32 protein-coding genes and 2 tRNA genes are annotated in these 25,463 nt (G+C 71.1%); 14 read left to right on the plus strand and 20 right to left on the minus strand.

Features of this window, described 5'->3' with window-relative positions; translation table 11 throughout:
- Window positions 1-113: 113 nt before the first annotated feature.
- Window positions 114-1,484: a type I glutamate--ammonia ligase gene (glnA, locus tag AN233_RS07880; protein ID WP_058366251.1), complete on the plus strand. Its 1,371-nt coding sequence runs from the start codon at window positions 114-116 to the stop codon at window positions 1,482-1,484.
- A 143-nt stretch (window positions 1,485-1,627) separates the two neighbouring features.
- Window positions 1,628-2,047, plus strand: coding sequence for a hypothetical protein (locus AN233_RS07885; RefSeq protein ID WP_058366252.1), 420 nt, complete (start codon window positions 1,628-1,630; stop codon window positions 2,045-2,047).
- Between the two features lie 20 nt (window positions 2,048-2,067).
- On the opposite strand, the gene AN233_RS07890 is transcribed toward AN233_RS07885, so the two are convergent.
- The 4 genes from AN233_RS07890 to AN233_RS07905 all read right to left on the minus strand — a co-directional run bounded on the left by AN233_RS07890 (window position 2,068) and on the right by AN233_RS07905 (window position 6,102).
- Window positions 2,068-3,039, minus strand: a complete 972-nt coding sequence (locus tag AN233_RS07890; RefSeq protein ID WP_058366253.1) for a phosphatase PAP2 family protein — start codon at window positions 3,037-3,039, stop codon at window positions 2,068-2,070.
- 3 nt (window positions 3,040-3,042) lie between these two features.
- Window positions 3,043-4,356, minus strand: a complete 1,314-nt coding sequence (locus AN233_RS07895; RefSeq protein ID WP_058366254.1) for a YihY/virulence factor BrkB family protein — start codon at window positions 4,354-4,356, stop codon at window positions 3,043-3,045.
- 75 nt (window positions 4,357-4,431) lie between these two features.
- Complete coding sequence (locus AN233_RS07900; RefSeq protein ID WP_058366255.1) at window positions 4,432-5,550, minus strand: tRNA (guanine(26)-N(2))-dimethyltransferase; 1,119 nt, start codon at window positions 5,548-5,550, stop codon at window positions 4,432-4,434.
- 78 nt (window positions 5,551-5,628) lie between these two features.
- Window positions 5,629-6,102: a hypothetical protein gene (locus tag AN233_RS07905; protein WP_058366256.1), complete on the minus strand. Its 474-nt coding sequence runs from the start codon at window positions 6,100-6,102 to the stop codon at window positions 5,629-5,631.
- Window positions 6,103-6,212: 110 nt separating this feature from the next.
- On the opposite strand from AN233_RS07905, the gene AN233_RS07910 reads away from it, so the two are divergent.
- Window positions 6,213-6,560, plus strand: coding sequence for a hypothetical protein (locus tag AN233_RS07910; protein ID WP_058366257.1), 348 nt, complete (start codon window positions 6,213-6,215; stop codon window positions 6,558-6,560).
- A gap of 82 nt (window positions 6,561-6,642) precedes the next feature.
- Window positions 6,643-7,098: a DUF5814 domain-containing protein gene (locus tag AN233_RS07915; RefSeq protein ID WP_058366258.1), complete on the plus strand. Its 456-nt coding sequence runs from the start codon at window positions 6,643-6,645 to the stop codon at window positions 7,096-7,098.
- Window positions 7,099-7,140: 42 nt separating this feature from the next.
- Here the strand turns inward: AN233_RS07915 and AN233_RS07920 are convergent, their stop codons facing one another.
- The 3 genes from AN233_RS07920 to AN233_RS07930 all read right to left on the minus strand — a co-directional run bounded on the left by AN233_RS07920 (window position 7,141) and on the right by AN233_RS07930 (window position 9,267).
- The gene (locus tag AN233_RS07920) at window positions 7,141-7,542 is read right to left on the minus strand and encodes a CopG family transcriptional regulator (protein ID WP_058366259.1); all 402 of its coding nucleotides are present in this window, start codon (window positions 7,540-7,542) and stop codon (window positions 7,141-7,143) included.
- A 170-nt stretch (window positions 7,543-7,712) separates the two neighbouring features.
- Window positions 7,713-8,339, minus strand: coding sequence for an RPA family protein (locus tag AN233_RS07925; protein WP_058366260.1), 627 nt, complete (start codon window positions 8,337-8,339; stop codon window positions 7,713-7,715).
- 1 nt (window position 8,340) lies between these two features.
- On the minus strand, window positions 8,341-9,267 hold the full coding sequence (locus tag AN233_RS07930; protein ID WP_058366261.1) for a replication factor A: 927 nt from the start codon (window positions 9,265-9,267) through the stop codon (window positions 8,341-8,343).
- 258 nt (window positions 9,268-9,525) lie between these two features.
- Between AN233_RS07930 and AN233_RS07935 the strand changes: the two genes are divergently transcribed.
- Window positions 9,526-9,834: a DUF7091 family protein gene (locus AN233_RS07935; RefSeq protein WP_058366262.1), complete on the plus strand. Its 309-nt coding sequence runs from the start codon at window positions 9,526-9,528 to the stop codon at window positions 9,832-9,834.
- A gap of 23 nt (window positions 9,835-9,857) precedes the next feature.
- On the opposite strand, the gene AN233_RS07940 is transcribed toward AN233_RS07935, so the two are convergent.
- Together AN233_RS07940 and AN233_RS07945 are read right to left on the minus strand one after the other, a co-directional pair.
- Complete coding sequence (locus AN233_RS07940) at window positions 9,858-10,325, minus strand: DUF302 domain-containing protein (protein ID WP_058366263.1); 468 nt, start codon at window positions 10,323-10,325, stop codon at window positions 9,858-9,860.
- Window positions 10,326-10,432: 107 nt separating this feature from the next.
- Window positions 10,433-10,507, minus strand: a tRNA-Arg gene (locus AN233_RS07945).
- Between the two features lie 176 nt (window positions 10,508-10,683).
- Between AN233_RS07945 and AN233_RS07950 the strand changes: the two genes are divergently transcribed.
- Together AN233_RS07950 and AN233_RS07955 are read left to right on the plus strand one after the other, a co-directional pair.
- Entirely contained in the window at window positions 10,684-11,262 is a 579-nt protein-coding gene (locus AN233_RS07950) for an AAA family ATPase (RefSeq protein ID WP_058366264.1), read from the plus strand.
- A complete protein-coding gene (locus tag AN233_RS07955) occupies window positions 11,259-11,711 on the plus strand; it encodes an RNA-binding domain-containing protein (protein ID WP_058366265.1) in 453 nt (150 codons plus the stop codon). The genes AN233_RS07950 and AN233_RS07955 overlap by 4 nt, the downstream gene beginning before the upstream one ends.
- A 48-nt stretch (window positions 11,712-11,759) precedes the next feature.
- On the opposite strand, the gene glmM is transcribed toward AN233_RS07955, so the two are convergent.
- The gene (gene glmM / locus AN233_RS07960; RefSeq protein ID WP_058366266.1) at window positions 11,760-13,118 is read right to left on the minus strand and encodes a phosphoglucosamine mutase; all 1,359 of its coding nucleotides are present in this window, start codon (window positions 13,116-13,118) and stop codon (window positions 11,760-11,762) included.
- 144 nt (window positions 13,119-13,262) lie between these two features.
- On the opposite strand from glmM, the gene AN233_RS07965 reads away from it, so the two are divergent.
- From AN233_RS07965 to AN233_RS07985, 5 genes are all read left to right on the plus strand, one after another.
- A complete protein-coding gene (locus AN233_RS07965) occupies window positions 13,263-13,562 on the plus strand; it encodes a hypothetical protein (protein ID WP_058366267.1) in 300 nt (99 codons plus the stop codon).
- 104 nt (window positions 13,563-13,666) lie between these two features.
- Window positions 13,667-13,846, plus strand: coding sequence for a hypothetical protein (locus AN233_RS07970; RefSeq protein WP_058366268.1), 180 nt, complete (start codon window positions 13,667-13,669; stop codon window positions 13,844-13,846).
- A gap of 81 nt (window positions 13,847-13,927) precedes the next feature.
- Window positions 13,928-14,509 carry a DUF998 domain-containing protein gene (locus AN233_RS07975; RefSeq protein WP_080508406.1) on the plus strand — a complete coding sequence of 194 codons (582 nt, stop codon included), beginning with the start codon at window positions 13,928-13,930 and terminating at the stop codon, window positions 14,507-14,509.
- A gap of 56 nt (window positions 14,510-14,565) precedes the next feature.
- Window positions 14,566-15,816 (plus strand): MBL fold metallo-hydrolase, encoded by a 1,251-nt coding sequence (locus tag AN233_RS07980; protein WP_058366270.1) that lies wholly within the window; start codon window positions 14,566-14,568, stop codon window positions 15,814-15,816.
- A 63-nt stretch (window positions 15,817-15,879) separates the two neighbouring features.
- Window positions 15,880-16,935 (plus strand): helix-hairpin-helix domain-containing protein, encoded by a 1,056-nt coding sequence (locus tag AN233_RS07985; RefSeq protein ID WP_058366271.1) that lies wholly within the window; start codon window positions 15,880-15,882, stop codon window positions 16,933-16,935.
- Between the two features lie 33 nt (window positions 16,936-16,968).
- Here AN233_RS07985 and AN233_RS07990 read toward each other — a convergent pair whose 3' ends face one another.
- A complete protein-coding gene (locus tag AN233_RS07990) occupies window positions 16,969-17,781 on the minus strand; it encodes a CPBP family intramembrane glutamic endopeptidase (protein ID WP_058366272.1) in 813 nt (270 codons plus the stop codon).
- Between the two features lie 75 nt (window positions 17,782-17,856).
- Entirely contained in the window at window positions 17,857-18,450 is a 594-nt protein-coding gene (locus tag AN233_RS07995) for an NUDIX hydrolase (RefSeq protein WP_058366273.1), read from the minus strand.
- 83 nt (window positions 18,451-18,533) lie between these two features.
- On the opposite strand from AN233_RS07995, the gene AN233_RS17265 reads away from it, so the two are divergent.
- Window positions 18,534-18,677: a hypothetical protein gene (locus AN233_RS17265; RefSeq protein WP_176696664.1), complete on the plus strand. Its 144-nt coding sequence runs from the start codon at window positions 18,534-18,536 to the stop codon at window positions 18,675-18,677.
- 72 nt (window positions 18,678-18,749) lie between these two features.
- Here the strand turns inward: AN233_RS17265 and AN233_RS08000 are convergent.
- The 4 genes from AN233_RS08000 to pyrF all read right to left on the minus strand — a co-directional run bounded on the left by AN233_RS08000 (window position 18,750) and on the right by pyrF (window position 20,889).
- Window positions 18,750-18,822, minus strand: a tRNA-Pro gene (locus AN233_RS08000).
- A gap of 96 nt (window positions 18,823-18,918) precedes the next feature.
- Window positions 18,919-19,377: a CHY zinc finger protein gene (locus AN233_RS08005; protein WP_080508407.1), complete on the minus strand. Its 459-nt coding sequence runs from the start codon at window positions 19,375-19,377 to the stop codon at window positions 18,919-18,921.
- Between the two features lie 2 nt (window positions 19,378-19,379).
- The gene (gene trmY, locus AN233_RS08010; RefSeq protein WP_058366274.1) at window positions 19,380-19,976 is read right to left on the minus strand and encodes a tRNA (pseudouridine(54)-N(1))-methyltransferase TrmY; all 597 of its coding nucleotides are present in this window, start codon (window positions 19,974-19,976) and stop codon (window positions 19,380-19,382) included.
- Window positions 19,977-20,043: 67 nt separating this feature from the next.
- Complete coding sequence (gene pyrF, locus AN233_RS08015; protein WP_058366275.1) at window positions 20,044-20,889, minus strand: orotidine-5'-phosphate decarboxylase; 846 nt, start codon at window positions 20,887-20,889, stop codon at window positions 20,044-20,046.
- Between the two features lie 94 nt (window positions 20,890-20,983).
- Between pyrF and AN233_RS08020 the strand changes: the two genes are divergently transcribed.
- Window positions 20,984-21,556, plus strand: coding sequence for a DUF7529 family protein (locus AN233_RS08020; protein ID WP_058366276.1), 573 nt, complete (start codon window positions 20,984-20,986; stop codon window positions 21,554-21,556).
- 29 nt (window positions 21,557-21,585) lie between these two features.
- On the opposite strand, the gene AN233_RS08025 is transcribed toward AN233_RS08020, so the two are convergent.
- The 4 genes from AN233_RS08025 to AN233_RS08040 all read right to left on the minus strand — a co-directional run.
- The gene (locus AN233_RS08025; RefSeq protein ID WP_058366277.1) at window positions 21,586-22,569 is read right to left on the minus strand and encodes a 5,10-methylenetetrahydromethanopterin reductase; all 984 of its coding nucleotides are present in this window, start codon (window positions 22,567-22,569) and stop codon (window positions 21,586-21,588) included.
- A gap of 22 nt (window positions 22,570-22,591) precedes the next feature.
- Window positions 22,592-23,347 (minus strand): coenzyme F420-0:L-glutamate ligase, encoded by a 756-nt coding sequence (locus AN233_RS08030; protein WP_058366278.1) that lies wholly within the window; start codon window positions 23,345-23,347, stop codon window positions 22,592-22,594.
- Between the two features lie 88 nt (window positions 23,348-23,435).
- Window positions 23,436-24,158 (minus strand): glycerophosphodiester phosphodiesterase, encoded by a 723-nt coding sequence (locus AN233_RS08035; RefSeq protein WP_080508408.1) that lies wholly within the window; start codon window positions 24,156-24,158, stop codon window positions 23,436-23,438.
- 607 nt (window positions 24,159-24,765) lie between these two features.
- Window positions 24,766-25,463: aldo/keto reductase (locus tag AN233_RS08040; protein WP_245626035.1), on the minus strand; the 698-nt coding region annotated here is incomplete at its 5' end.

Below are 25,463 nucleotides of genomic sequence, written 5' to 3' on the forward strand. Positions count from 1 at the left end.
GTGCGGAGGGGTTTAGAACTTTACGAACATCCAGTTTCGATTTCTGCTCGGCGGTTCATGCACCAATCGATAAGACCTTTATATTGGGTATACTGGATCTATCCGTCCAAAACATGACGGACGACCACGCCAAACCCGACGGTGGGCTTACCGACGAGGAACAGGCCGTTCTCGACCGCATCGACGAGGAGAACATCGACTTCCTGCGGCTCCAGTTTACCGACATTCTCGGCGTCGTGAAGAACGTTTCCGTGCCGGCCCATCAGGCCGAGAAGGCGTTCACCGAGGGCATCTACTTCGACGGCTCCTCCATCGAGGGGTTCGTCCGGATCCAGGAGTCGGACATGCGGCTCATCCCCGACCCCGAGACGTTCGCGGTGCTCCCGTGGCGCAGCGACAGCGACGGCGACGCAGGTGCCGCACGGCTCGTCTGTGACATCGTCACCACGGAGGGGGAACCGTTCGAGGGCGGGCCGCGGCAGGTGCTCAAGTCCGTGCTCGACCGCGCCGAGGAGATGGGCTACACCGTCTCCATCGGTCCCGAGCCGGAGTTCTTCCTGTTCGAGACCGACGAGGACGGCAACGCGACGACGATCCCCCACGACAACGGCGGCTACTTCGACCTCGCGCCGAAGGACCTCGCCTCGGACGTGCGCAAGGAGATCATCTTCACGCTCGAGAAGATGGACTTCGAGATCGAGGCCAGCCACCACGAGGTCGCCGAGGGCCAACACGAGATCAACTTCAAGTACGACGACGCGCTCACCGCCGCGGACAACATCGCCACGTTCCGGGCGGTCGTCCGGGCGGTCGCGAGCCAGCACGACCTGCACGCGACGTTCATGCCCAAGCCGATCGCGGAGATCAACGGCTCGGGCATGCACACGCACATCTCGCTGTTCGACGAGGACGGCAACGCCTTCGCGGACGAGGGCGACGAGTTCAACCTGAGCGAGACGGCCTACCAGTTCATGGGCGGTATCCTGAACCACGCTCCCGCCTTCACGGCGATCACGAACCCGACCGTCAACTCCTACAAGCGGCTCGTGCCCGGCTACGAGGCGCCCATCTACGTGGCGTGGTCCGACACGAACCGCTCCGCGCTCGTTCGCGTCCCCGACGCCGCGGGCGTCTCCGCCCGCTTCGAGGTCCGCAGCCCCGACCCGTCGTGTAACCCCTACCTCGGGCTGGCCGCGCTCATCGGTGCCGGCCTCGACGGGATCGAGAACGACGCCGACCCCGGCGACCCGGTCCGCGAGGACATCTACGAGTTCGACGAACAGAAGCGCGAGGAGTACGGCATCGAGACGCTCCCGCCGAACCTCGGCGCCGCCGTCGAGGAACTCGAGAGCGACGACGTGGTCCAGGACGCGCTCGGCCCGCACGTCTCCGAGAAGTTCGCGGAGGCCAAGACCCAGGAGTTCTCGGAGTACCTCACGCAGGTCTCCGAGTGGGAAGAGGACCGCTACCTCGAAACCTTCTGAGCCGGCCGCTCCGCGCGGCACTCGGTCGATTTTTTGTCCCCGACAGGCCGACAGCGCCGTCCAGCGTTGCCCGGCGAGACGCTCCCCGTCCTGCTCGGCGACGAGGCAGGCATTTATGAGCGCCGCGGGAGTGCGTCGTGGCGATGAACGCCCGGACGCGGCTGGAGCACAACCTGATCGCCGAATCGGAGGCGTACGGCTACACGCTCGCGGTGTGGGGCGCCGGTGCGCTCCTGATCGACGCGTTCGGCGTCCCGGACGTGTGGGGCGTGCTGGCGTACGTGGGCGGCGCGCTCGCGGGGTTCGCCCTGCTCGCGGAGGTCGCGTGGGGCGGCATGGCCGACGAGATGACCGCCGAGCGATCACCGACCTCGCGAGTGGCGTCCGCGATCCACCTGCTGTCGACCGGCGGGGCGTTATTGGCCGCACGCGGCCTCATCGTCGCCGTCGCGAGCGCCGGTGCCGGCGGACGCCTCGCCTTCCTCCTCGTCGGCGTCGCCGTGACCGTGACGTACAACCTGCTGTTGCTCGTCGAGGAGTTCCTCGGCGGGCGGCTTGATTGAGGGGAGGCCTCGGAGGCCGCCTACGCGTCGAGTGCCGACCCGCGGCGGTTCACGACCCGCTCCCCGACCGCGGGCGCCGCGAGGATCCCCGCGGTCGCGGCCGTTGCCATGGCCACCGCGACCGGAAGCGGCGGCTCGACCGCGAGCACGCCGAGCCACAGCGCGCCGGTCACCACCAGCGCCGGCACCGCGACGGGGAGCGTCAGGGGCGGCTCGTCGCCGTCACAGATCCGCCAGCCGAGCGCGCCGCCGAGGCCGGTTCCGATCCCGACCGCGCCGTCGAGCAGGCTCCCGGGATGACCCGTCGCCGCGGCGACCGCGGTCGCGCCGACGCCCGCGAGCGCCGCGACCAGGAAGACCGGGGTGGGGTCGAGCGCGGCCGGATCCGGATCGGCGAGGCCGGTCGCGTCGTTCTCGACCGCGGCGCCCGCGCGCCGCATCAGCCAGAGGCCACCGAACAGGACGCTCGTCCCGAGCGCCACGCCCGCGACCACGTCGGCGAGGTAGTGGACCTCGATGACGACGCGCGAGAGCGCGACGGCGACCGCGAGCCCGACGCCCGCCAGCAGCCGCGTCCGTCGGTCGGGCCGGTCCAGCAGGGTCGCCAGCCCGAGGTAGGTGATCGTCGCGCCCGTCGCGTGGCCGCTCGGGAAGCCGAATCCGTCGCTCGCGGTCGTTCCCTCGAACCACGACGCCGCGAGTCCCGGGAGCCAGCCCGGCGCGGGCGTGGGCGTCGCCGCAGCCGGCGGGCGCGGGAACGCGAACCCCACTTTCAGGAAGGTGAGGATCGCGAGCGCACACGTCGCGAGCGCGACCAGCGCGCCCCCCGAGCGCCGCGGAGCGACGGCGTACTCCTCCGGGAGGAACCAGTAGACCAGCGCGAGCAGGCCGAAGACGAACCACGTGTCCGCGAGCGTCGTGACCGCGGCGCCCGCGACGACCGCGACCTCGGGAAGCGCCTCCACGACGACGAACTCGCCGACGCTTCGCATCGATCAGTCCTCCCCGCGGTTCCGCACGTAGTCGAGCGCCTTGCCGGGCGTCTCCAGCGCGTTCAGGCCGACGCCGACCATCACGAACAGGGTGTAGAGCCCGAGCGTCGAGAGCCCGAGGACGAGCATGGCCGCGATGGCGTAGATCCCGTCCATCCAGTAGAAGGCGCCCAGCGTCAGGACCGTGCCGTACAGCAGCACGAGGTAGGGTCCCCAGCCGCGGGCGTGGCCGCGTCGCATCCGCTTGCGGACGTAGGCTTTCAGCTCCGTCTCGAGCCGCGGCCGGTCGACGGTGCGGCGCTCGACGTCGTCCTCGAACTCGTCGAACTCCGCCCGAAGCCGTTCGACCTCGGCCTCGAGCGCCGAGACGTCGGGCGCGCCGCGGGGGCGCTCCCCGTCATCGCCCTCGCCGACGCCGCCCTCGCTGCGTTCGCTCATAATCGGGGGTCGGCCGGGACCGTCAAGGGCGTGTCGGTCGCCGGATCCCGCGGGCGCGAGCGGCGACGCGACCGGCTCGCTTTCGAACCCAGGCTCCCGACCGACCGCCAGCACCACGTTGACGACCGCGCCGACGATGACGACGGTGGCGGCGAGGTAGAGCCACGTCACGAGCAGCAGCACGCCGCCGATGACGCCGTACACCTGAAACTGTCCCGCGCTCGCGGCGTAGAGCTGAAACCCCGCCTGCAGCGCGGTCCACCCGACCGCCGCGAACGCCGCGCCCGGCAGCGCTTCCCGCAGGGTCACGGCGGGGTAGGGCAGGATGAAGTACATCGGCAGGAACACGAGCGTCAACAGGCCGGGAAGGACCGCGATGCTCAGCAGGCGCAACGCGGGGATCACGTCCAGCGCGGCGATGGCGGTGCCGGTCGCGACCATCGCCGCCATCCCGACGCCGACGCTGAGCGCGACGGTCGCGGCGTCCCGCAGCTGGTCGAGGAAAGAAACCGATTCCTCGACGCCGTACACCTGCAAAAACGCCGTATCGAGCCCGCGGAACACCTTCAGCGTCGACCACAGCAGGACGACCGCGCCGAGCACGGTGGCCCCGCCGCGCCCCGCTGCGGACGCGAGCGCGCTCTCGATCACGTCCTGGCCCGAGGGCGTCAGGAAGCCGCTCGTCATCTCGAGCACCGCGCTCGCGAACGACTCCCCGAACAGCGCGCTCGCCAGCGCGACCAAAAGCAGCAATGCGGGGATCAGCGAGATGAACGCGTAGTAGGCGACGCCCGCCGCCAGAAACGTCACGCGCTGCTGTTCGGTCACCTCGACGATCCGACGGCCCGTACTCACGATGGCGGCGAGTTCGGCGCGCACGTCGACCGGTTCACGGCACGCGGTGAAAAATCGGCCGGGTGTCGTCGGAGCGTGCGGTTCCTCGGGCCGCCGACGCTACTCGTCCAGCGCCGCGGCGCGGATCTCGGGGACCGACGCCGGCGTCTTGAACGCGGTGCCGTGGTAGTGCGCCCGCGTCGCCTCGTGGCCCGCACCGTGGAGGCGGTCGAGAAAGTCGTCCATGCCGATGGCCGGCTCGCTCCACTGCTTGTAGAGGCGGTGCTGGTCGTAGTGGGTCGGCGTGTCGAGTTCGGTCGCGACGCCGTCGAGCAGCTTGCGCGCCCGCTTCGCCTCGCCCATGTCGTCCGTGACCGCTTCCCGGGTCGCCCGCGCGAACTCGGGATCGGCAACCGCGCCGAGCCACAGCGGCCCGGCGGTCAGCACGCGATCGGAGTCGCAACTCGGACACGTCTCAGGGGGATCAGGAATGAGCCCGAACTCGTGGTCCCGGACCAGACAGTCCTCGCAGTGATGGACGAACCCCAATTTCTCGATCTGGCCGTCCGCCGCCTGCGCGCCCGACTCCAACTCGAGGTAGGTGCGCGCGTAGTGTCTGGAGACGTGCGAGAGGATCGGTCGCGCCGCCTTATCGTAGCGCGCCGCGGTCCGGACCAGCGCGGAGAGGAGGGTCCGCAACCCCATCTCGGGGTGGTAGTCGGTGTTGCGCGGCACGGCGCCATACTTCCGGATCCCGCTGTTGAGGTGGGCGCCGCAGAGCGGCGCGGTGTCGGTGGCGGTGACGCAGACCAGGTTCCGCCCGTTCGCGAACGCGGCGTCGGCGAAGGGGATCGGCGTCCCGTAGGGGTCGATGTCGATCACGTCGAAGACGCGCTCGTGCATCAGGGCGTTCACGTTCCGGTGGACGACCTCGCCGTCGAGGTCGTTGCGCGCGAGGTTCTCGCGGGCCAGCTCGACCGCGTCGGGGTCCACGTCCGCGCAGGTGACGTCGTACCCCTCGGCGGCGGCGCGGACGCCCCGGATCCCGGAGGCGGCCATCGCGTCGAGGTACGACGCGGCCCGCGGTTCGCGGTCGGCGTACGCCCGGAGGACCGCCACGGTCACGTCCCGGTTCAGCTCCTGGGTCGGGTTGAAGAAGACGCCCTCGCCGGTCCCCTCACTGGCGCCGTCGCGTGACTCGGGCACCTCGACGGTCACGCCGCCCTCCTCGACGTTCATGAGGCGACGTTGGCGGATGCGGGTGAAAAGCGCCGCGCTCCGCGGGCGGCGGTTATCCTCCCCGGTCGCCGGTGCCGGTTATCCTCCCCGGTCGCAGGACTCCGCCGTGTCCCCGCCGACGCCCCGGAACCGGAGCGCCGTCAGGACCAGAAACGGCGCGAGGAAGACGGTAGCGACCGCGGCGCCGTACGGGACGCCGACCGCGCCGAGGGGCGTCGCGACCGCGTCCGCGACGAGGAACCACGCCATCATGCCGAGGATGGCGACGGCGCTGCGGACGCTCTCGCCCGCGTCCCAGTCCGTCAGGAGAACGAACGGGGCGACGAGCGCGACGCCGAAGGCGATCAGGAAGACCGCGACGAGCGTCCTCTCGCCACCGGTTCCACCGCCCGCGCCGACCCCGACCCACTCGGCGACGCGGACGGCGTCGCCCGCGAGGTACTGCGCGCCGAGGACCCACAGCAGGATCCCGAAGATGCCGAGGAGGATCCGAAGCCCGCGGGGGAGCGCGGCGGCGCGCGTGCGGACGGTCGCCCGGAGGCCGTCGAACATGCCTCCGGCTACGGAAACCCGGGCCAAAGGGCTGACGCTCGGGAGGCCCCCTCGGGAATGCCGACCACCGCACCGACGGGATTTAGGAGCGCCCGGCAGAAGCGGAGAGCGTGGACCCAGTCGACGACTGGCGCGAGGCGCTCGAGGCGGCCGGAGAGCTGACCGGCCCGATAGCCGCCGCCATCGTCGACACGCACGGCGACCGCGGGAAGCGCGCCATCGAGGCGGTCGCCGAGGAGCGGGTGAAGCAGTACCGCGACTTCACCGTCGTCGTCGGTCACGAGGACGAGTACGTCGTGGAGGAGGGCGAGTGCGACTGCGCGGACGCCACCTACAACCTCGACGCCGAGGACCCCGACCAGCGGTGCTGGCACGCGCTCGCGGTCGACGTCGCCGAGCGCGTCGGCGCGGTCGACCACCACGACATGTGGTACTCCGAGGTCCGCGAGTTCCTCTGAGTCTGCGGGGCCGGCCCCCGACCTTGCCGCGGCCGACCCACCGCGGCGCTTTTATCTACTACCGGCCTACGTCCGGGCAACTGTGGCCATCACGGACAAGATCTACGTGAAGAACCACCGCCAGCTCGCCTCCCAGCTGGAGACCTCCATCCCGAAGGGGGCGTTCTCGGGCGCGACGCTGGACCTGCTGTTCACGGGCGAGGGGCTCTCCAAGCTCGACAGCACCACGCGCGACCGCGTGCTGGACTTCGCGGAGGACTTCCTCGACTGCGACTGCGACCAGAACCCCTACTGCGGCTGTCCGGAGCGGAAGTTCATCGCCTACCTGTTGGAGCTGCGCGCGCAGGGGCTCGGCCCCGACGCCATCGTCGACGTGATGACCGACGACTACATGGTGTACGCCTACACCGGCGACGTGCGATCCTTCCTCGACACCGCGATCCGCCGCATCGAGTCGGTCGAGGCGCTCGCGGACGTGGAGGGCGACGCGGAGATGGCCGAGAAGGCACGGCAGGCGAAGCGGGCGCTCTCGGGGTAGGTCCGGCGGCTCGCGGTCCGCGAAGGAGGTCGATTGGCCGCGTCAGCCCAGTCGGAACGAGGGCTCGTCCGGCTCGCCGTCGAGCTCCTCCAGCTGGATCACGTCCTCGTCGTCCTCGTCGAGCTGTTCCTGCAGGTAGGTGACGTAGCGCTTGTGCTCCTCGAGCTGCTCGCGGAGGTGGTCCGCCTCCAGTTCCAGCCGCTCGTGCTCGCGGATGAAGCTCTTGGGGACCTCGACCTTCGGCGGGAACGACTCCGTCTCGTCGTCGCCCTCCAACTCGCCCTCGGGGACGACCCGGACGCGCCCGTCGTGGGCAACCAGCGTGTCCACGTAGTCGCGGAAGACGGCCGACAGCGAGATATCCCGCTCCTCGGCGATGTCGCGGAGGGTCTCGAACGCGTCCTCGTTGACGCGGAACGAGATGGTCTTGTTCTTGTTGCCCATTGGGCGACTATCTCAGCCCGTTCCACTTAATGGTTTGTCAGACGCTACCGCGGTCGCTCGGCGACCCGGCGTGGCGGGCGCACGGCTCCGGCGCGGAGGCGTGTGCGAAAAATCGGTGCGGCGGGGGAACGGCGGGCGTCGGAGCGCGACGCGTCGGCCGATCCGGGGCGTTACGCCTCGGGGGCGTCGGCCGAGTCGGTCGCGTCGCCGGCGTCCGACTCCGTCCCCTCACTCGCCAACTCCTCCAGCGCGGACAGGGCCGCGGCCTTGTACGTCTCGGGGTCGAGGTCGTACTCCTCCTCGGCCATCCGCGCGTACTCGTTCCCCTCGTCGTCGAACCGGGCGACGCGTTCGAGCGTGCGCTCGGCCGCCTCGGCGACCCAGCGGTCGCGGACGGTCGCGTCGACCACGGTGATCGACTCCGGGCGGACGGAGACGTTGATCGAGCCGTCGTCCGTCTCGTACGTCCGGGGCTTGCCCACGACTGCGACGTAGGCGGGCGGTTCGAGATCGCGGAGCGTGGAGGCCGCCTCGGGCTGGTACTGGCCGGCGTAGACGAAGAACGTCCCGGTGGGGTCGACGATCCGGCCCTGCCAGTACTCGCTGTCGTCCCCGACGTCCTCCTTCTCGGTCAGCGTGCCGACGAAGAAGACGCGGTTCGCGCTCTCGCCGGTCGGGAGCAGCGAGTAGACCGGCGCGCGCTCGTCGTCGGACTCCTTGAACGTGTAGCCGGCGTCGTTGAACTCGCGGGCGAAGACGCGCCGCGCGACCTCGCGGGTGGGTGCGCTACCGCTCATCTCAGATCGACCTCGCTTTGACCAGCGCAGCCTCGGCATCGATCTGACCGGGCTCCTCGGCGTCGTTGACCAGCACGTAGCGGCCCAGCGTCGGGCCGCTGACGCGGTAGTAGCGCCCCAGCAGGTCGCCGGCCATGTCCTCGGCGACGACGGTGGTGTCGAGCGCGTCCATCGCCATGTCCTTGGCCTCCTCCAGCGTCATGCCGGTGAGCTCCTCGGTGGCCTCGCGGTCGAAGATGACCTCGTGGACCTCCTCGCCGTCGTCGAGCACGCCCTTGATGCGGAGGTCGAACTCACCCTCCACCTGGCCGTGCTCGCTGCAGCGGCCGTTCTGGAGGACGCGCGTGCAGTCCTCCTCCGGGCAGCGCTTGATCAGGCCGGAGCCGGACTGGATGTCGACGAGCGCGCCCTCGACAGTCTCGGCGTTGTCGCCGACCTCGATCTCCTCGTCGATCTCGGTGATGCCGGTCGTCCGGTTGAGCTTCACGGAGTAGCGACCCTCGTACTCGTCGGTCACGACGTTCGTCAGCTCGTAGGCCTGTCCCTCCTCCAGCTCGGGGAGCTCGGAGGTGTCGAAGGAGACGAACTTGATGGTGCCCGACTCGTCGCCGAGCAGGCCCACCTGCGCGATGGCGTCGCTGCGGGGCTCCCACAGCTCCACCAGCTCCACGCGCAGGTCGACCCACTGCTCGTCCTCGTCGATGTCGTTCACCCGGACCTCCTCGCTGCCGCCGCGGCCGAGCTCCTCGCGCTCCATGCCGGCGTCGTCGAGGTAGCTGTTGATGACGCTGCGGCGCGCCTCGTCGACGGGCACTCGGTACTCCGTGACGAGGTTCTCCAGCCGCTCCTCGACCTCGTCCGGCGAGACGTCCAACTGGTCCGAAAACTGTTCCGCGATCTCTTCCGCGTGTTGTCGCAGTTCGCTCATGGGGTTCACTGCCTCCGGTCGTGTTTCAAGGGGAGGCACACGGTGGTTGGTGCGGAATCACGTAAAAGGTTTCGCGACCGGAGCGGAAGTGGAAACGCACGGAAGCAGCCCTCACACCCGACACCGTCAGACGCCCGTCGGCTCTCCGCGGGCTCCGTTTCGGGTGGAACTCGGTGGCGTGGGTGGCGTTCGCACGGTCGGGTAGCGAGGGTCGGTCGCGCCAACGGACCTTTGTCCGCGGCCGTCGAACGACCGCACATGGACGACCGGCTCGGGCGCGTCATCCGGCAGCAGCTCCGCAAGGCCGGGCGCCAGTTCGAGGAGGCGAAGCGCGCGTACGCGGAGGGCCAGGAGGGCGGCGAGGGGCCGCCGGATCGGTCGGGGGCGGACCGGTACGACCTCCCCGCGGACGCGGCCGGCGACGCGCGGATCGTCTGCCGACGCCACGCCGAGAAGCGCACGGTCGCGGTCGGCGCGGACGGCCGCCCCGAATGCTTCGAGGCGGGCCACCCCGACTGCGAGGGCTGCGCTGAGGACGTGCGGGACGGCTACGTGGAGACGTGGTAGGGCAGGTCGAGTTCGAAAAAAGCCTACTCGCCGGCCGGGGTCGCGGACTCCGCGTGCCGCTCGATGTTCGCCCAGACCTCGCTCATGCGCTCGCCGGTGAGGTCGATCAGCGCCTCGACCTCGGGCTCGCAGTCGCCGGGCGCACAGCCCAGGTCGCGGATCGCCTTCGTCGCGGAGACGTGGTGGACGTGGACCAGGTCGTCCGCCTCGCGTTCGTAGATGACCGTCGTGCAGGGGAGCAGCCCCGCGAGCGTCGGGTCGATGGCGAGCGCGTCGCGGGCGATCTGCGGGTGACAGACCACCAGCAGCGCGGTCCGCGGGACCTCGTCGCCGAGCATACCCGCGATCATCTCGTCGAGTCGGGTCACCTGCACCGTCTCGAAGTCCGCCAGCTCGTGTTCGAGTTGGACGAACGGGACAACGTCCTCGAAGGGGGCGTCGAGGGTCGTGTGGAGCGCCTCCTCCACGGTGGGGGCGGGAGCGTGGCTCATAGCGAGGAAGCGGGTAGCAGGGACATAAGGACTGCGCCGGACGGCGGTCGGCGCTCGAGAAGCGTGGTGCGGAACCGCGCGGGACTTCGGAACACAAGGAGTGCGAACGAGCACGGAGGGATTCGAACCCTCGACCATCGGATTAGAAGTCCGACGCTCTATCCTGGCTGAGCTACGTGCCCTCGTCCGGTGTCTGTCCCCGCCCGGTAAAAAGCGGTTAGGTTCCGCGGTCGACGCGGTCGGGTCGCCGCCGCGGGCGGCACGCTCGCGACGCGCCGCCGACGCGTCCGCGGCCGCCACCGCCCGCGGCGCGGCCCGCAACAGCAGACATAAGTCCGCGACGCGGGTAGCGGGACCGATGAGAGTCATCGGCACCGTCGGCCTGCCCGGCAGCGGGAAGGGGGAGGCCGCGGCGGTCGCGGAGGAGCAGGGGGTCCCGGTGGTCGTCATGGGCGACGTGATCCGGGCTGAGTGCCGTCGCCGGGGGCTCGACCCCGCCGAGCACCACGGCGCGATGGCGGGGACGCTCCGCGAGGAGGAGGGCGCGGACGCGGTCGCAGCCCGCACGGTCCCGCGGATCCGCGAGGCGGTCGCCGAGGCGGACGCCGACGCGGTGCTGGTCGACGGCCTCCGATCGATGGTGGAGGCGGAGCGCTTCCGCGAGGCGTTCGGCGACGACTTCACGCTCGTCGCGATCCGCGCCCCGTTCGACCTCCGCGCCGAGCGCCTCCACGAGCGCGGGCGCGACGAGTCCGATTCGGACCTCGAAGCCCTCCGCGAGCGGGACGAACGCGAACTCGAACTCGGCCTCGGCGAGACCCTCGACGCCGCGGACGTGGAGATCGACAACACCGGCTCGCTCGCCTCGTTCCGCGAGCGCGTTCGCGAGGTGCTCGGGGTCGTGGACGACGAGCAGAAACCGGAGGGAAAGCAGTGATCTACAGCATCGACGTGCGGATCGAGGCGCCGGTCAACGACACGGAGGTGACCGACCGCGTGGCCGACGCCGTCCACAACGTCTTCCCGGAGGCCAACCTGACCCACGAGTCCGGCCTGCTCGTCGCGGAGGCACACACCCTCGACCCCTTCTCGGACGTGCTTCATGAACAGGAGATCCTCGACACTGCGCGGCGGGTCTTCCGCGACAACGCCACCGAGACCGGGTTCTCCTTCCGGCTCAAGAAGCAGGCCGCCTACGAGGGCGTCGTCAACTTCGCGGTGGGCAACCCCGACGAGCTCGGCGACATCGCGGTCGAGGTGACGGTCCGCGAGCCCGAGGTCGAGGCGTTCATCGACTACCTCGCGCCCGAAACGGAGGACGGCGCTCCCGTCGACCCCGACCGCGAGTACGGCGATCGCTACGACCCCGACGCCGACGACTACTGACGCCCCGACGAGGCGGCCGTCCCGAACTTTTCTCGCGAGGAAGAAGCGCTACTTCGCGTTTTCGACCTGCTCGCGCGCCTCGGCGGCGAGGCCGTGGGCGCGGTCCGCGTCCCGGGCCTCGGCGTAGATCCGGACCTTCGGTTCGGTGCCGGAGGGGCGCACCAACACCCACGCGTCGCCGTAGTCGAGCCGGTAGCCGTCCTTCGTGTCGAGGTCGGCGTCGGCGTTCATCGCGTACTCCGCGGCCGCGTCGAGCATCCGGTCCAACTCCGACTCCGCGTCGTAGCCGACGTTCTCGCGGACGTTGTGGTAGTCAGCGAACGGCGCGACCACCTCGCTCGCGGTCCGGCCGTCCGCGAGCAGTTCGAGGAACTTCGCGCCGATGTAGGCGCCGTCCCGCGTGAGCCGGTACTCGGGGAAGAAGACGCCGCCGTTCCCCTCGCCCGCGATCGGGACGCGCGTGCCCGCGGCCTGCAGTTCGCGGGTCCGGGTGATGATGCTCGTCGCACCGATGGGCGTCAACTCGAGGTCCGCACCGACCGCCTCGCAGACGTCGACGAGCCGCTGGGAGACGTTCACGGCGGCGACGGTGGCGTCACCCGGCTCCAGGGCGGCCTTCGCCAGTGCCGCGATGGAGGCGTCGCCCTCGACGTACTCGCCCCGCTCGTCGACGAACACCGCGCGATCCGCGTCGCCGTCGTGGGCGATCCCCACGTCCGCGTCGGCGGCCCGGACCAGCCGGCGGAGGTCGTCGAGGTGCTCCGGAACCGGCTCAGGGAGCCGCCCGGGGAAGTGCCCGTCCGGCTGGGCGTTCGTGGTGACGACCGCACAGCCGAGCCGCCGGAAGATTTCGGGGTTCGTGAGCGCGCCCGCGCCGTGACCGGGGTCGACCGCGACGGTGAGGTCCGCCTCGGCGATGGCCTCGCGGTCGACGCTCGCGACGACCTCCTCGACGTAGGCGTCGGTGACGCCCTCGACGCGCGTCTCCTCGCCGACCGCGTCCCACGTCGCCTCGTCGTACTCCTCACCGAGGATGTGGTTCTCGACGCGTTCGAGCGCGCTGACGGAGAGCTCCACACCGTCGTCGCCCACGAGCTTGATCCCGTTGAACTCCGGCGGGTTGTGCGAGGCGGTGACGAGCACGCAGGGGATCCCCTCCGTCTCGCAGTACCGGCTCACGGCGGGCGTCGGCGCGACGCCGATCCGGTCCACGTCACAGCCGACCGCCGCGAGCCCCGAGGCGACGGCGTTGGCGAACAGTTCCCCCGTGGTTCTGGTGTCGCGGGCGACCGCGACGCGGTCGGCCTCCCACACCGTCCCGGCGGCCTTGGCGACACGCAACGCGAACGTCGGAGACAGGTCCGAGATGGCGACCCCCCGTGTGCCACTGGAGCCGAACAGCTTCATGCCCGAGAAGTGACCGGCCGAGGGGAAAGCGGTTCCGAAGACGGCCACGAGACCCCTCAACGGGTCGACTCGACAGGTGGTAGGGTGTTTCGGCACCGTGTGATAGTCCTTCACACTCATATACCTGCGGCACGTAGCTGAAGCATGGACGCGAAGCGTCTGGAGACCGCCCTGGCCGAGGAGTTCGGCGGTACGGAGGCGGAGCGGCGCGTGGTGGCGCGACAGGCGCGCGACCTCGCGGACTCCGGCAAGCCGAAGCGCGACCGCGGCCACGCGCTGACCGTTCCGGACGTGCTGCGACACCTCTCGGACGCGCCCGACGACGCCACCCTCCCCGAGCGCTGGAACTGGTGGATGGGCGCGCTCGACACCGCCTACAGCGGCTACACCCCCTTCACCGTCCGCGTCGTGGAGGACGACGGAACGGCCGGCGTGAATCGGTAGGTGATCGACCGTCGGTCGCGACGACGGCCCGACGCCCTCCCTTACTTTCAGTTTCACTCCGCCCTTGGCTCGGTTATAGGTAGCAACGCGGTGGATCTCGGGGTATGGACTCCCGAACGACCCCCTCAACGCGGTTCGCCGGCCGCGCACGACTCGACGTGACCGACTGCGAAGCCGACCGTCTCCCGGAGCGCGCCCGCGCGAACGACGTCCGCGGTGCCGAACTCCATCTGGAGCGCCGCGGGGGCAAAACGTACCTCGTTGCGGACGAGACCCAGCGGTAGGGCCGCTCTCTCCCCCGGAACCTGTCTCCCCGCGGAAGTCGGCGGCATCCTTTTGTCCCGACCGCGAGAGGGTCACGTATCGTGCCCCTCCGCCGCTTCGGTGGCCGACGCCGCGCCGCTGGCGCCGCCTCTCCCGCCGTCGCGCTCGGCGGGATCCTGCTGGCGACCCTTCTCGACCCGACGTTCTCGTGGACCGGCGACGCGCTCTCGGACCTGGGCGTCCGCGCGCCGAGCGCGCTCGCGTTCAACGGCGCGCTCATCGTCGGCGGCCTGCTCGGACTCCCGTACGCGCACCTGCTTTCGGAGCGCGGCGGCCGTGCGGTCGGCGTCGCGTTCGGCGTCGGGACGCTCTGTCTGGCCGGCGTGGGGCTCTTCCCGAGCGGGACCGCCCCGCACGCGCCCGTCGCCGTCGGCTTCTTCCTCCTCGCGACGGTCGCGGTCGCGGTCGACGGCGCCGCTCGCCGCGAGGAGCCGACCGGCCGCCTCTCCCTCGCGCTCGCGGCCGGTCACGTCCTCGCCTGGGTGACGTGGGGCGCGGGGCTCTGGCCGGCCACCGGCCTCGCGCTCCCCGAGTTCGTCGGCGCGATGATCGTGGCGGCGTGGGTGTGGCTGCTCGGGCCGGTCCCCGCGCTGGTGGACGGGAAGGTCAACGGCGGGGGATGACCGCACGAGGAGCGGACTCGACAGACACTAACGCCCCCGTCCGGTAGGATCCGGCGATGGAGTTGGAGTTCCTCGGCGGCGCCCGCGAGGTCGGCCGGAGCGCGGTGCTCGTCGACGACCGCCTGCTGCTCGACTTTGGCACGCTGGCCGCCGAGCCGCCGCAGTACCCGGTGCGGACCCCGGAGCCGGAGGCAGTCGTCGTCTCGCACGGCCACCTCGACCACGTCGGCTCCGTGCCGGCGCTGCTGTCGGGACGGCGCCGTCCCGCGATCCACTGGACGCCGCCGACGGGGGAGCTCGCCCGCACGCTCGCCCGCGACACGCTCAAGCTGCGCGGCAACAGCCCGACCTGCCCGTTCACCGCCGAGCACGTCCGACGGCTCGGCGAGGTCGAGCACCGCCACGGCTACCGCGAGCCGTTCCCGGTCTGCGGCGGAATCGCGGACGGCGGCTACGAGGTGACGCTGTACGACGCCGGCCACATCCCCGGCTCCGCGCACGTGCTCGTCGACGACGGCGAGACGCGACTGCTGTACGCCGGCGACTTCCACACCGATGACCAGCGCCTGCTCGCGGGGACGACCGCCCGACCCAACGCGGACGCGGTCGTCTGCGAGTCGACCTACGCGGACGTGGACCACGAGCCGCGGGCGACCGTCGAGGACCGGTTCGTCGACCGCGTCGAGACGACGCTGTGGGAGGGCGGCACCGTCGTCGCGCCCGCGTTCGCCATCGGGCGCACGCAGGAGCTGCTGTTGGTCTGTGCGGCCCACGACCTCCCCTGTTACGTCGACGGGATGGGAACCGACGTGGCGCGGATGCTCAAGAACCACCCGGATTTCGTCCGCGACCCCGACGCCCTCCGGCGGGCGATCGCCCACGCTCGGTTCGTGGACGGCCGCGACGGCCAGCGCGAGCGCATCGCCGAGCAACCCGCCGTCATCGTCACCACGAGCGGGATGCTCTCGGGCGGGCCCGCGATGACGTACGTCCCCGCGGTCCGCGCGAACCCGGTCAACGCGGTGACGATGACCGGCTATCAGGTCGAGGGGACGCCCGGTCGGTCCCTGCTGGAGAGCGGCAGCGCGGAGATCGACGGCCGCGTGATGCAGGTGAGCGCGGGCGTCGAGGCGTACGACTTCTCCGCGCACGCCGACCGCGGCGGCCTCCGCAAGTTCCTGGATCCCTACCGCGGCGCGGAGGTACTGGTCGTCCACGGCGACGACGCGCCCGGCTTCGCCGAACGGCTCTCCACGGACGGCCACGACGCGAGCGCGCCGGAGTTGGGCGCGACCGTGACGGTCTGACGGGTGAGGTACCCGGCCGCCGCGGAGATAGACATAACAGACCGGGGCGAGACGTGCGGGAGGATGGACGAGCCGACGAGACTGGTTCGGGACGCGACGAACCGGTACAAGCTGAAGGTCTCGCTCCCCGGAGGGCGCTATCAGCTCTCCCTCGACGACCGCGGCGTGATACTGCTGACCGACGAGCTCGGGTACTCGGAGCGTGAGACGGTTCCCGACCCGATCGTCCCGGCCCTCGTGGCGATGGGCGACGCGTGGTTTCCCCGGGAGCGGGACGTCGACGCGATACTCAGCGACCTCCCGGCGAACGGTCACCTCTCTCCCGCCGAGAGCGAGGCGGTCCGGTCGTACCTGACCACGAGTTACGTCCAGGAGCGGAACGTCTCCCGAGTGCTCGACGTAGCCGACCGGCCCCCGGTCGGCTCGATCACGGAAGACGATCTGACGGTACAGTCGCTCCCGTCGCTTCCGGACGGCATCGCGAGCGACGACGACGGGGCAGAGACCGGGCGTGCCGGGCCGGCGGGCGCCGCCTCGGATGCAACCTCCGAGACGGAGACGCCACCGGAGCGGCCCGAGGAAGAGGAGTCGGCCGGATCCCCGGAGCGGGACGGCGCCGCGAATCGCTTCGAGGAGATCCCGGGGATCGGACCGGACCGATCCGCCCGGCTCGCCGCGGCCGACGTCTCGTCGCTGTCGGAGCTCGCGGAGCTGCGCCCGACAGATCTCGCCGCTACGAGCGACCTGTCCGAGGGCGTGGCCGCGGTCGCCATCGAGGGAGCTCGCGAGCTGATCGGACAGGTTCCACCGACGGAGGAACGGCTCGCCGCGCAGACGGGCGTGTCGGCCGCCGAGTTCGACAGCGCGCTCGCCCCGCTCGCCGCCGCCGGGGTTCCACCCTCGGAGGCCGCACCCACGCTCCGGGCGATCTTCGGCCCGACCGTCGGCGACATCGAGACCGTCAGCGGCGTGCAGGCGTACTTCCTCTGGGAAGCGGGATACCGGACGCCGAAGGACATCGCGGACGCCTCACTCGAGGAACTGGAAGCGATTTATCAGGTCGGCAGCGCGACCGCACCCCGGATACGGGATGCCGCGACCGAACTCATCGGGGAGTGACAGCCGATCGGGCGAAAGCGCCTGAACGTTCGTTCACATCACTCCGGACACGATCAGGACGTATAGCAGCGTGAACAGCGTCGCGTTGTAGAGTCCGTGAGCGAGACTCGGCACGAGGATGTTGCCGGTGTACTCGTAGCTCGCGCCGAAGACGTAGCTCGGGACCAGAAGCACCCCCAGCGACAGCAGGTTTCCGGCGGGGTCGCCGCCGCTGAGCGCGAACCAGTGGAGCCCGGCGAAGACGGTACCCGCGAGCACCACGGAGGCGACGGGCCCGAACACCTCGCGGAGCCGTCCCTGGACGACGCCGCGGAACAGCAGCTCCTCGCCCGGCCCGACCAGCAGGATCGAGGCGGGTATCATCAGGAGGAGCAGCTCGGGGTTTTCGAGCCCGATCTCCACGGCGCTGTTCTGTCCCGTCTCCGCGTCGATGGACTGCGCGAGCAGCCCCGCGATCGTCCCGGCGATCATGGGGCCGCCGACGAACGCGGCGAGGTACGCGCCGACCGCGGCCGCGCCGTCGCGCAGGTTCGGCCACGCGAAGCCGACCGAGAAGGGGATCCCAGGCCCTCCGTCTCCGAGCAGGTCGTTGACGAGGGCGCTGACGCGTTCGCGATTGCGGACGTACGCGAGCGCGACCAGCACGCAGCCGACGCCCTGGACGAACGCCAGCGAGAGCACGATGTTGAGCGTCGGCGAGATGTCGACCCCGGCGAGGATCAGGGCGAGCGCGGCGACGTTGAGGAGGAGGAACCCGAAGAAGAGCCCCCCGGCCCCGAGCACCAGGCTGCTCACGACCGCGAGCAGCGCGGGGAGGGGGCCGGTGGCGGCAGTGGAGCGACTCATGTCTCCCCCTTCGGGCCGGCGAATGGTTAACGATTCGCCTGCGACCGGTCCCACCGCGTCCTTATCTCCGCGTCCTTATCTCCGCGTCAGCTCGTACTGCGTCACCGCCAACGCCGTGCGCCCGTCCCGGCAGTCGCCGTCGACGACCGCCGCAAGCAGGTCGTCGTAGTCGGCCGTCCGCACCCGGATCGACTCGTTGTGGTCCAAGTCCTGCTCCGCGGTCGGCTCACACCCGGTCGCGACGAAGTGGTGGTGGACGGAGTTCGCGATGCCGTTCGAGGGCTCGACCGTGATCAGGTGCTCGAACGCCTCGGCCTCGTAGCCGGTCTCCTCCGCGAGTTCGCGGGCGGCCGCCGCCCTCAGATCCGCGAGCGAGGGAGCGTCGCCGCTCCCGCCGCCCGCGTCCTCCGGCTCCATGCCCCCGGCCGGCAGCCCGCGGTTGACGCGGCCGACCGCCTGCCGCCACTCCTCGATGACGACCGCGTCGCCGTCGGGCGTGAACGGGAGGATCACGACCGCGGGCGGTTCGTCGACGTAGTGGTACTCTGCGTCGGTCCCGTCCGGGAACCGCACCTCGTCCCGGCGCACGTCGAAGCCGGGACACGCGTAGTCGATCCCGGTCGCGGTCGTCTCCCACGCCACCTCCTCCGTCGCGGACTCGTCGGTCATACGCGCCGCTCCGACCGCGCCGGACATAAAACGCGGCGGGACCGTTCGAAGGACGCTTGTACGCCGCGGTCGGTAGATCGGCCATGAACGTCCTCCTACACGAGGGACACGAGCACACGGAAGCCGCGACCGCCGCGGTCGGCACGGAGACGATGGCCCTCGCCGCGGTCGGCGTCCTCCTGATCGCGGCCGCGATCGGGTACGCAGTGTTCCGGTTCGGGGAGTAAGGCGGGCGCTGACGGTTCTGTCGGTTGTGGATGGGACGGACCTGCTGGTGGGGAGTGTAGAAATGCGGGAAGTGGGCCGGCACGAATTTGAATCGTGGTTACGGCCACCCGAAGGCCGAAGGATACCAAGCTACCCCACCGGCCCGCACTCTGAGTGACGGCGCACGTTCCTTTAACCCTTCCGAAACCGAGAACTCCGCGACAGGATCTCCCACGCTCGCCGCGGCGCCCGCCCGCGGTTTCACTCGCGGTTTGACTCGTCGATCCCGACTTCGAAGTAGCGGTCGCGGTGGGCGCGACAGCCGGGGTTGAACGCGGCGCCGCAGTCGGGACAGAAGTCCTCGCAGGCGAAGTACTCCGGCGGCGTCATGGTCTCGCCGCAGACGCCGCACAGCACCGCCGGCTCCGAGAAGCGGTCGCGAGGCCACGGCTCGGCGGGATGGTCAGCGACCGCGTCGTGGCAGCGGTCGCAGGGGTAGAAGGCCTCACAGCAGCCGAACCGGAGCGCCACCACGTCCACGGGGTCCTCCCAGTGGGCACATCGCGTCTCGGGATCGACCGCGACGCCGCGGAGGGGCACAGAAAAGCGCGGGTCCGCGGCCGGAGGCTCCGTGGTTCGGCGGTCCGCGGTCCGGTCGCCGTCGCTCGTGTGGTCGGCAGCGGTCGCGTCGCCCGTGTCCTCGTCGCTCCGGTTCTCCATCCTCAGTAGCTGGTGTAGCCGTCGGTGTCCAGCCAGTTGTGCGCGACGGTGATCGCGTGGTCGGCGTGGAGCAGCTCGGGGCCGACGCGGACCCGACGCTCGGCGGCCTCCGCGAGCAGGTCCGCCTCAGCGTTCGAGAAGTCGTGGTGGTCCGAGAGGACGAAGATCGGGTCCGCGGGCGGTTCGGCGTCGACGAGGGGGTCGCCGTCCTCGTGGAGCTGGACGACGGTCCCCTCGCTCGCGGCCGTCTCCAGCGTCTCCGCGACGCCCATTCGATACAGCTCGACGCCGGGCGAAACGTCGGCTGGCATGTGGCCGATGGCGCCGTCGCGCTCCTCCAGCGCGCCGCGGACGCGCGCGGCGATGTTTCGCTCGTCGGGGTGGAGGTGTCTGAGCTCGCCCCCCTCGAAGCGGACGGTGAACTCGTCCGCGAGGACGAGGTGGACGCGCACGTCCTCGCGGATGCCGTGCGAGAGGAACACCGCGGAGTTGACGCACCGACACAAAAGGTCCAGCCGGCCGGCCGCGCCCGCGAGGTCGTCCAGCGCGAAGTCGGGAGTCGTGGGGGCGTCGTGGCCGATGACGAGGAACTGACGCATGCGCGAGCGTCGTCCGCGGAGGACAAAAAGGGGTCCGAAGAGGTCGTGAGACGGGTGCAGGGCCGACTTATCTGTACTGATTCAGCCGGCGCTTCAGCCGCTTCGCGGCGTCGCCGGCGGCGCGGAAGTAGGCCGCCTCCTCGTCCCGGCCGGCGCTCGCGGCCGCGTCCTCGCCGGCGAAGATGATCCCGCGCGAGGAGTTGACGAGGCCGACGTCGACGTCCTGGCCCTCGCGCGGCGCGAGGCCGTGCTCGACCGCGGCCTCCGCGTCGCCGCCCTGCGCGCCGACGCCGGGGACCAGAAACGGCAGGTCCGGAACCGTCTCACGGACCTCGGCGAGCTCGTCGGGCGTGGTGGCGCCGACGACGAGGCCGACGTTGCCCCGCTCGTTCCACAGGTCCGCCAGCGAGGCGACGCGCTCGTAGAGGGGCTCGCCGGAGGCGAGTTCGAGGTCCTGGAGATCCGCGCCGCCGGGGTTCGAGGTCCGGCAGAGCACGAACACGCCCGCGTCAGCGCGGTCGAGGAACGGCTGAAGCGAGTCGCGTCCCATGTAGGGGTTGACGGTGATGGCGTCCGCGCGGTCCAGCAGTTCGGCGTACTGCCGCGTCGTGTTACCGATGTCGGCGCGCTTGGCGTCGAGCAGGACGGGAACCCCCTTCCCCTCCGCGTACGCGATCGTCTCGCGGAGCGCGCGCCAGCCGTCAGGGTCCTCGTAGAAGGCGGCGTTGGGCTTGTAGCAGGCGGCGTGTTCGTGGGTCGCGTCGATGATCCGGCGGTTGAACGCCCACCGCGGCAGGTCGGCGTCGGACAGGAACTCGGGGATTCGGGACGGGTCGGGGTCGAGGCCGACCGAGACGACGCTGTCGGCCGCGGCGACGCGCTCGGCGAGGCGGTCGAAGAAGGGGTCGGTCATCGTTCCCCGGTGGTTCGGCTCCCGGAGTAAGCGTTTCTGTCCGTCGCGAGCACCCAACCGAACCCTTTTGCACCGCGAACGCCCCGAAACGGGTATGACCGACGACGCCGCCGACGAACGAGGCGCCGCCGAGAGCGCCGCGGACGCCGAGGCGCCGACCGGCTCGCGGGACCGCTTCGCGAGCCTCTGGGACCGCGTCGAGGCGGACCTCGAAGCGACCGCCGAGGAGTACCGCGAGGCGGGCTGGGACGTGACGACGCTCGACGTGGGCGACGTGACACCGCTCCCCTCCACGCGCCCGAACGCCGACCGCGACCGCGTCGGCCTCGACGCGCTCGTCCCCGGCACACAGTTCGACGCGCTCCGCGAGACGGTCGACGACCACGCCTTCGACGAGTACGAGACGTACCGCGCGGCCGCGGGCGACGTGACGTTCCTCGTCCTCGTCATGCGCGACACCGACGCCGGCCTCGCCGTCATGCTCCCGCTGTTCTACGTGCGCGAGGAGGCCGAGGCGTGGCTGGAGGCCGCCCGCGAGGACGGCGAGACCAACACCTACGTCCGCCCGCTCACCGACGACGAGCGCGTCGTCTTCCACCACGAGGACCCCGAGCCCTTTTACCCGCCCGAGGCGGACGCTGCCGAAGACGCGGACACCGGCGCGTAGAGGGGGCAGCCGCCGCCGACAGCACCGCCTCAGAACACGTCACCGAGCGCGTCGGCCGCCAGATCCACGCCCGCCTCCAGATCAGGACCGAGCGGCGCGCCGACGACGATTCCGTCCGCGTATTCGGCCAATTTTTCGCCGCGCTCGCGGACCTCGTCGGGCGTCCCCGCCAGACAGAAGGCGTCGACCATCGCGGGGGTCACCGCCTCGAACGCCGCGGAGAACTCGCCGGCGCTGATGCGGTCACCGATCTCCCCGGCCGTCTCGCGGTCGATCCCGTGTCTGTCCAGCACCGGCGGCGCCGCGCCCGCGGCGATGAATGCGACCGGCGGTCGGGCGGCCTCGCGGGCGGCGGCGCCGTCCTCGGCGACGGAGACGGCCGCGTAGGCCACCAGATCGAACGCGCCGCGATGGCCGGGCCGGTCCGCGAGGCCGTCTTCCACCTGCTCGCGCGCCCATCGGAGGTCCTTGGGATGTGCGCCGTTGAACAGCAGGCCGTCGGCGTGCTTGGCCGCCATCTTGCACATGTGCGGCCCCTCGCCGCCGACGTACACCGGGAGGTCCCCACCCTGCGGGGGTTCGTAGTTGAGCCCCGCGTCGGTCGCCTCGAAGGTCCCCTCGTGGTCGATGCGCTCGCCGGCCCACAGCTTCTGAGCCGTCTTGAACGCCTCCAGAACGGGGCGGAGCCCGCGCTCGTCCGCGAGGCCGAGGTTCGAGAGCGTGGAGGGGTCGCCGGGTCCGATTCCGAACACCGCGCGTCCGCCCGAAACTTCGTCGAGCGTCGCCAGCTTCGAGGCGAGCGTGACGGGGTGGGTCTCGACCGGGTTGGCGACGCCGGGGCCGATCCGGACCTCGTCCGTCGCGGCCGCGAGCCGCGAGAGCACCGCCCACGGGTCGCGGTTGTTGTAGTGACACGTCGAGAAGACGGCGTCGTAGCCCGCCGCCTCCGCGCGCTCGCCGAGCGCGGTCAGTCTGTCCATCTCGTGTTCCGGGGTGAGTTCGATGCCGAACATTGTGATCAGTCTCGCGTCCCGCTCAGTCCTCGTACTCCCAGTCGCGGAGCGCCTGCCGCACGAAGTCGGTCTCGACCTCGCGGTAGTGCTCGTCCGAGCCGTCGTGGTCGCCGAACGCCCAGTCGCGAACGACGACGACCGGGGTGCCATCGTCCCCCTCGCCGGCGACGAGGTTCGCGGCGCCGGCCAGTTCGTCGACCACGTTCTGGACCGTCACGCCCAGCTCCCGCCCGTCGCGGTCGCGCTCGCCGCGCCAGTCCCGGCTCGCGGGCATCCCCGCCCAGCCGAGCGCGACGCCGCGCTGGCCGTGTCTGAACGGGCGTCCGGAGGTGTCCGTGACGACGACGCGGTCCGCGGACAGCCCCTCGCGGAGCCGTTCCGCGCTCTCGCTCGGACGTTCGGGGAGCAACAGCAGGTCGCCGTCGCGCACGTTCGAGCGGTCGATGCCCGCGTTCACCGTCACGTGGCCGAACCGAGTCGCCGTGAGGAGGAACGGCGCCTCCGTGATCAGCTCCGTCGACTCCTCGATGACGGCCTGTGCGAACCGGGGGTCCTTCTCCTCGCCGGTCGCCTCGGCCAGCCGGGCCGCGACCTCTCGGGCGCGGGGGCTCGCGGGAAAGTCGTCGAGGTCGAAGACGCGCCCCTCGGCCTTCGAGACGACGGTGCTGGCGACGCAGACCACGTCGTCCTCGCGGAGGTCGACACGCGCCTCGACCATCGCCGCGAGGTCGTCGCCCGCCCTGATCTCGGGGAGGTCGGGGACGGCGAACAGCTCCATGCCCCCGTCTCCGCGCCCGCGCTCAAAAACCCCGCCGGTAGTGGCGCGTGCATCCGGTGTTCCCGGAGGTGTCGAGCCGGTCTGTCCCTCAGACCACGTCCCAGCGGTCGGTGATCAGCCCGTCCACCCCCGCCGCGCGCAGCGTCTCGGCGTCCGCGGCGGTCTCGACGGTCCAGCCGTTGACCGCCAACCCCTCCTCGCGGGCGGCCGCGATGACGCCCGTTCCCGTACAGAGGCGGAGCGAGGGGTGGACCGCCTCGGCGTCGACCGCCCGCGCGGTCCGGAGCGCCGCGTCGGGGTCGCTCGAACACAGCACGGCGAGCCGCGCGTCGGGGTCCGTCTCGCGAACTTCCCGGAGCGCGGTCGTCGAGAAGGAGGAGAACAGCACCGGGTTGGCGGCGCGGTCCGCCGCGCGGAGCGCCGCGTCGGCCAGCCCCGCGGTCTTCAGCTCCACGTTGACGAGCAGGTCGTCGGGGGCCGCCGCGAGCAGGTCCGACAGCCGCGGAACCGGCTCGCCGGAGTCGAGCACCTCCAGCCCGCGGAGGTCGGCGTAGCGCATCTCCGCCACGGAGCCGATTCCGTCGGTCACCCGACTCACATCGGGGTCGTGGAGGACGACGAGTTCGCCGCTCGCACACCGGCGCACGTCGACCTCCACCGCGTCGACGTGCGGGGCCGCCTGCCGGACCGCGGCCACCGTGTTCTCGGGGTACTGCCCGGCGCAGCCCCGGTGGGCGAACACGCGTTCGCCAGCGTCCTCGCCCGCGTTCCCACCCTCGGCCGCGGTCCCGGCCGCGTTCCCGTCGCTCATACGTCGCGTTTCGTGTCAAACGGTATCAATCCTCGGCGGAACGGCCCGGAGGCCACCGTCGACCCGGGACAGGACGCTTTTTACCGCCGAGCCCGTGGAACCGAACGGGCGGCGGTGACGAAGGGTTACCCCCACTGAGCCCCTTGTGACGATGGGTTTTCTCCCGAGCCGCCCGCGACAGTCGCCGAGCGGCGGCGCTGGTCGACGGTTCTCCCCCGCTCCCGGGACGCGAGGCGGTGGCTCGACCGACCGGAGTGAACGTGAACGTCCGGACCGCGAACGCCTCGCAGTCGGCGGGTTTCCAGCGGAACCGAGGGGGCACCGCCCGCTCGCCCGATCCGGCCGGGTCCAGCGTTCCGCGGCGGACGGGGCGCGGCCCGTTCCTCAAGCGCCGTCCGGATGTTCAAAAGGGATGCCGCGGCATCCGCCCCGTGACCTGACCGCAGACCGGGGCCGAACGAGACGGGCGCGCAGCGACCCGGTCCCGGATCGAGAAGCGACGCTGCCTGTTCGCCATTTCCGTCGAGGAGGAGTCGGATCGGGGGGCGCTCCCGCCGCCGCGTCCCCGAGCGCGGCGGGGAATGACCGGGCCGCAAATCGGCCGCGCTCAGTAAGTCGCCGCGCGCTTGTCGAGCCCCGCGGCCTCGATGTCCTCGCCGTCGACCGAGGAGCGAAGGCTGTCCATCCCGTCGTCGCCGTCGATCTCGAAGTTCGCGTCGTACAGATCCTGGACGCGATCGTACTCCGCGTCCGTGAGCGGCGGCACGTCGCTGGCGGCCGCCCACTCGTCGATGTCCTCGCGGGTGCGGAACGTCGGGGTGACCGACGCCACCTCGTCGTGGGCGAGCAGCCACGCGATGGCCGCCTGCCCCATCGTGCGCTCGCCGCTTGCTTCGAGGAACCGCAGCGCCTCGACCTTCTCCCAGCCGGTCTCGTACCACTCGGCCGGCCGGTGCGAGCGGTGGTCGTCGTCTGCCAGCTCCGTCTCCGGCGTCACCTGCTCGTTCAGCAGGCCCGAGGAGTGCGGGACGCGCGCGATGACGGAGGTGTCCGAGCCCGTCTCGCGGATCGTGTCGATGAAGTGCGCGCCCGGCTCCTGCTCGAAGAGGTTGAAGACGGTCTGGACCGCGTCGAAGACGTCCATCTCGACGGTCGCGTCGCCCTCCGCCAGCCAGCCGATGGAGGGCCCCAGCGCCCAGCCCAGCGCGTCGACCCGTCCCTCCTCTTTGAACTCGCGGAGGACATCGACGACCTCGGGGGTCACCTCGTCGACGTTGGCGTTGTGGAGCTGGAGGAACTCCACGT

It is taken from the genome of Haloparvum sedimenti, from assembly GCF_001462205.1.
GTDB lineage: Archaea > Halobacteriota > Halobacteria > Halobacteriales > Haloferacaceae > Haloparvum > Haloparvum sedimenti.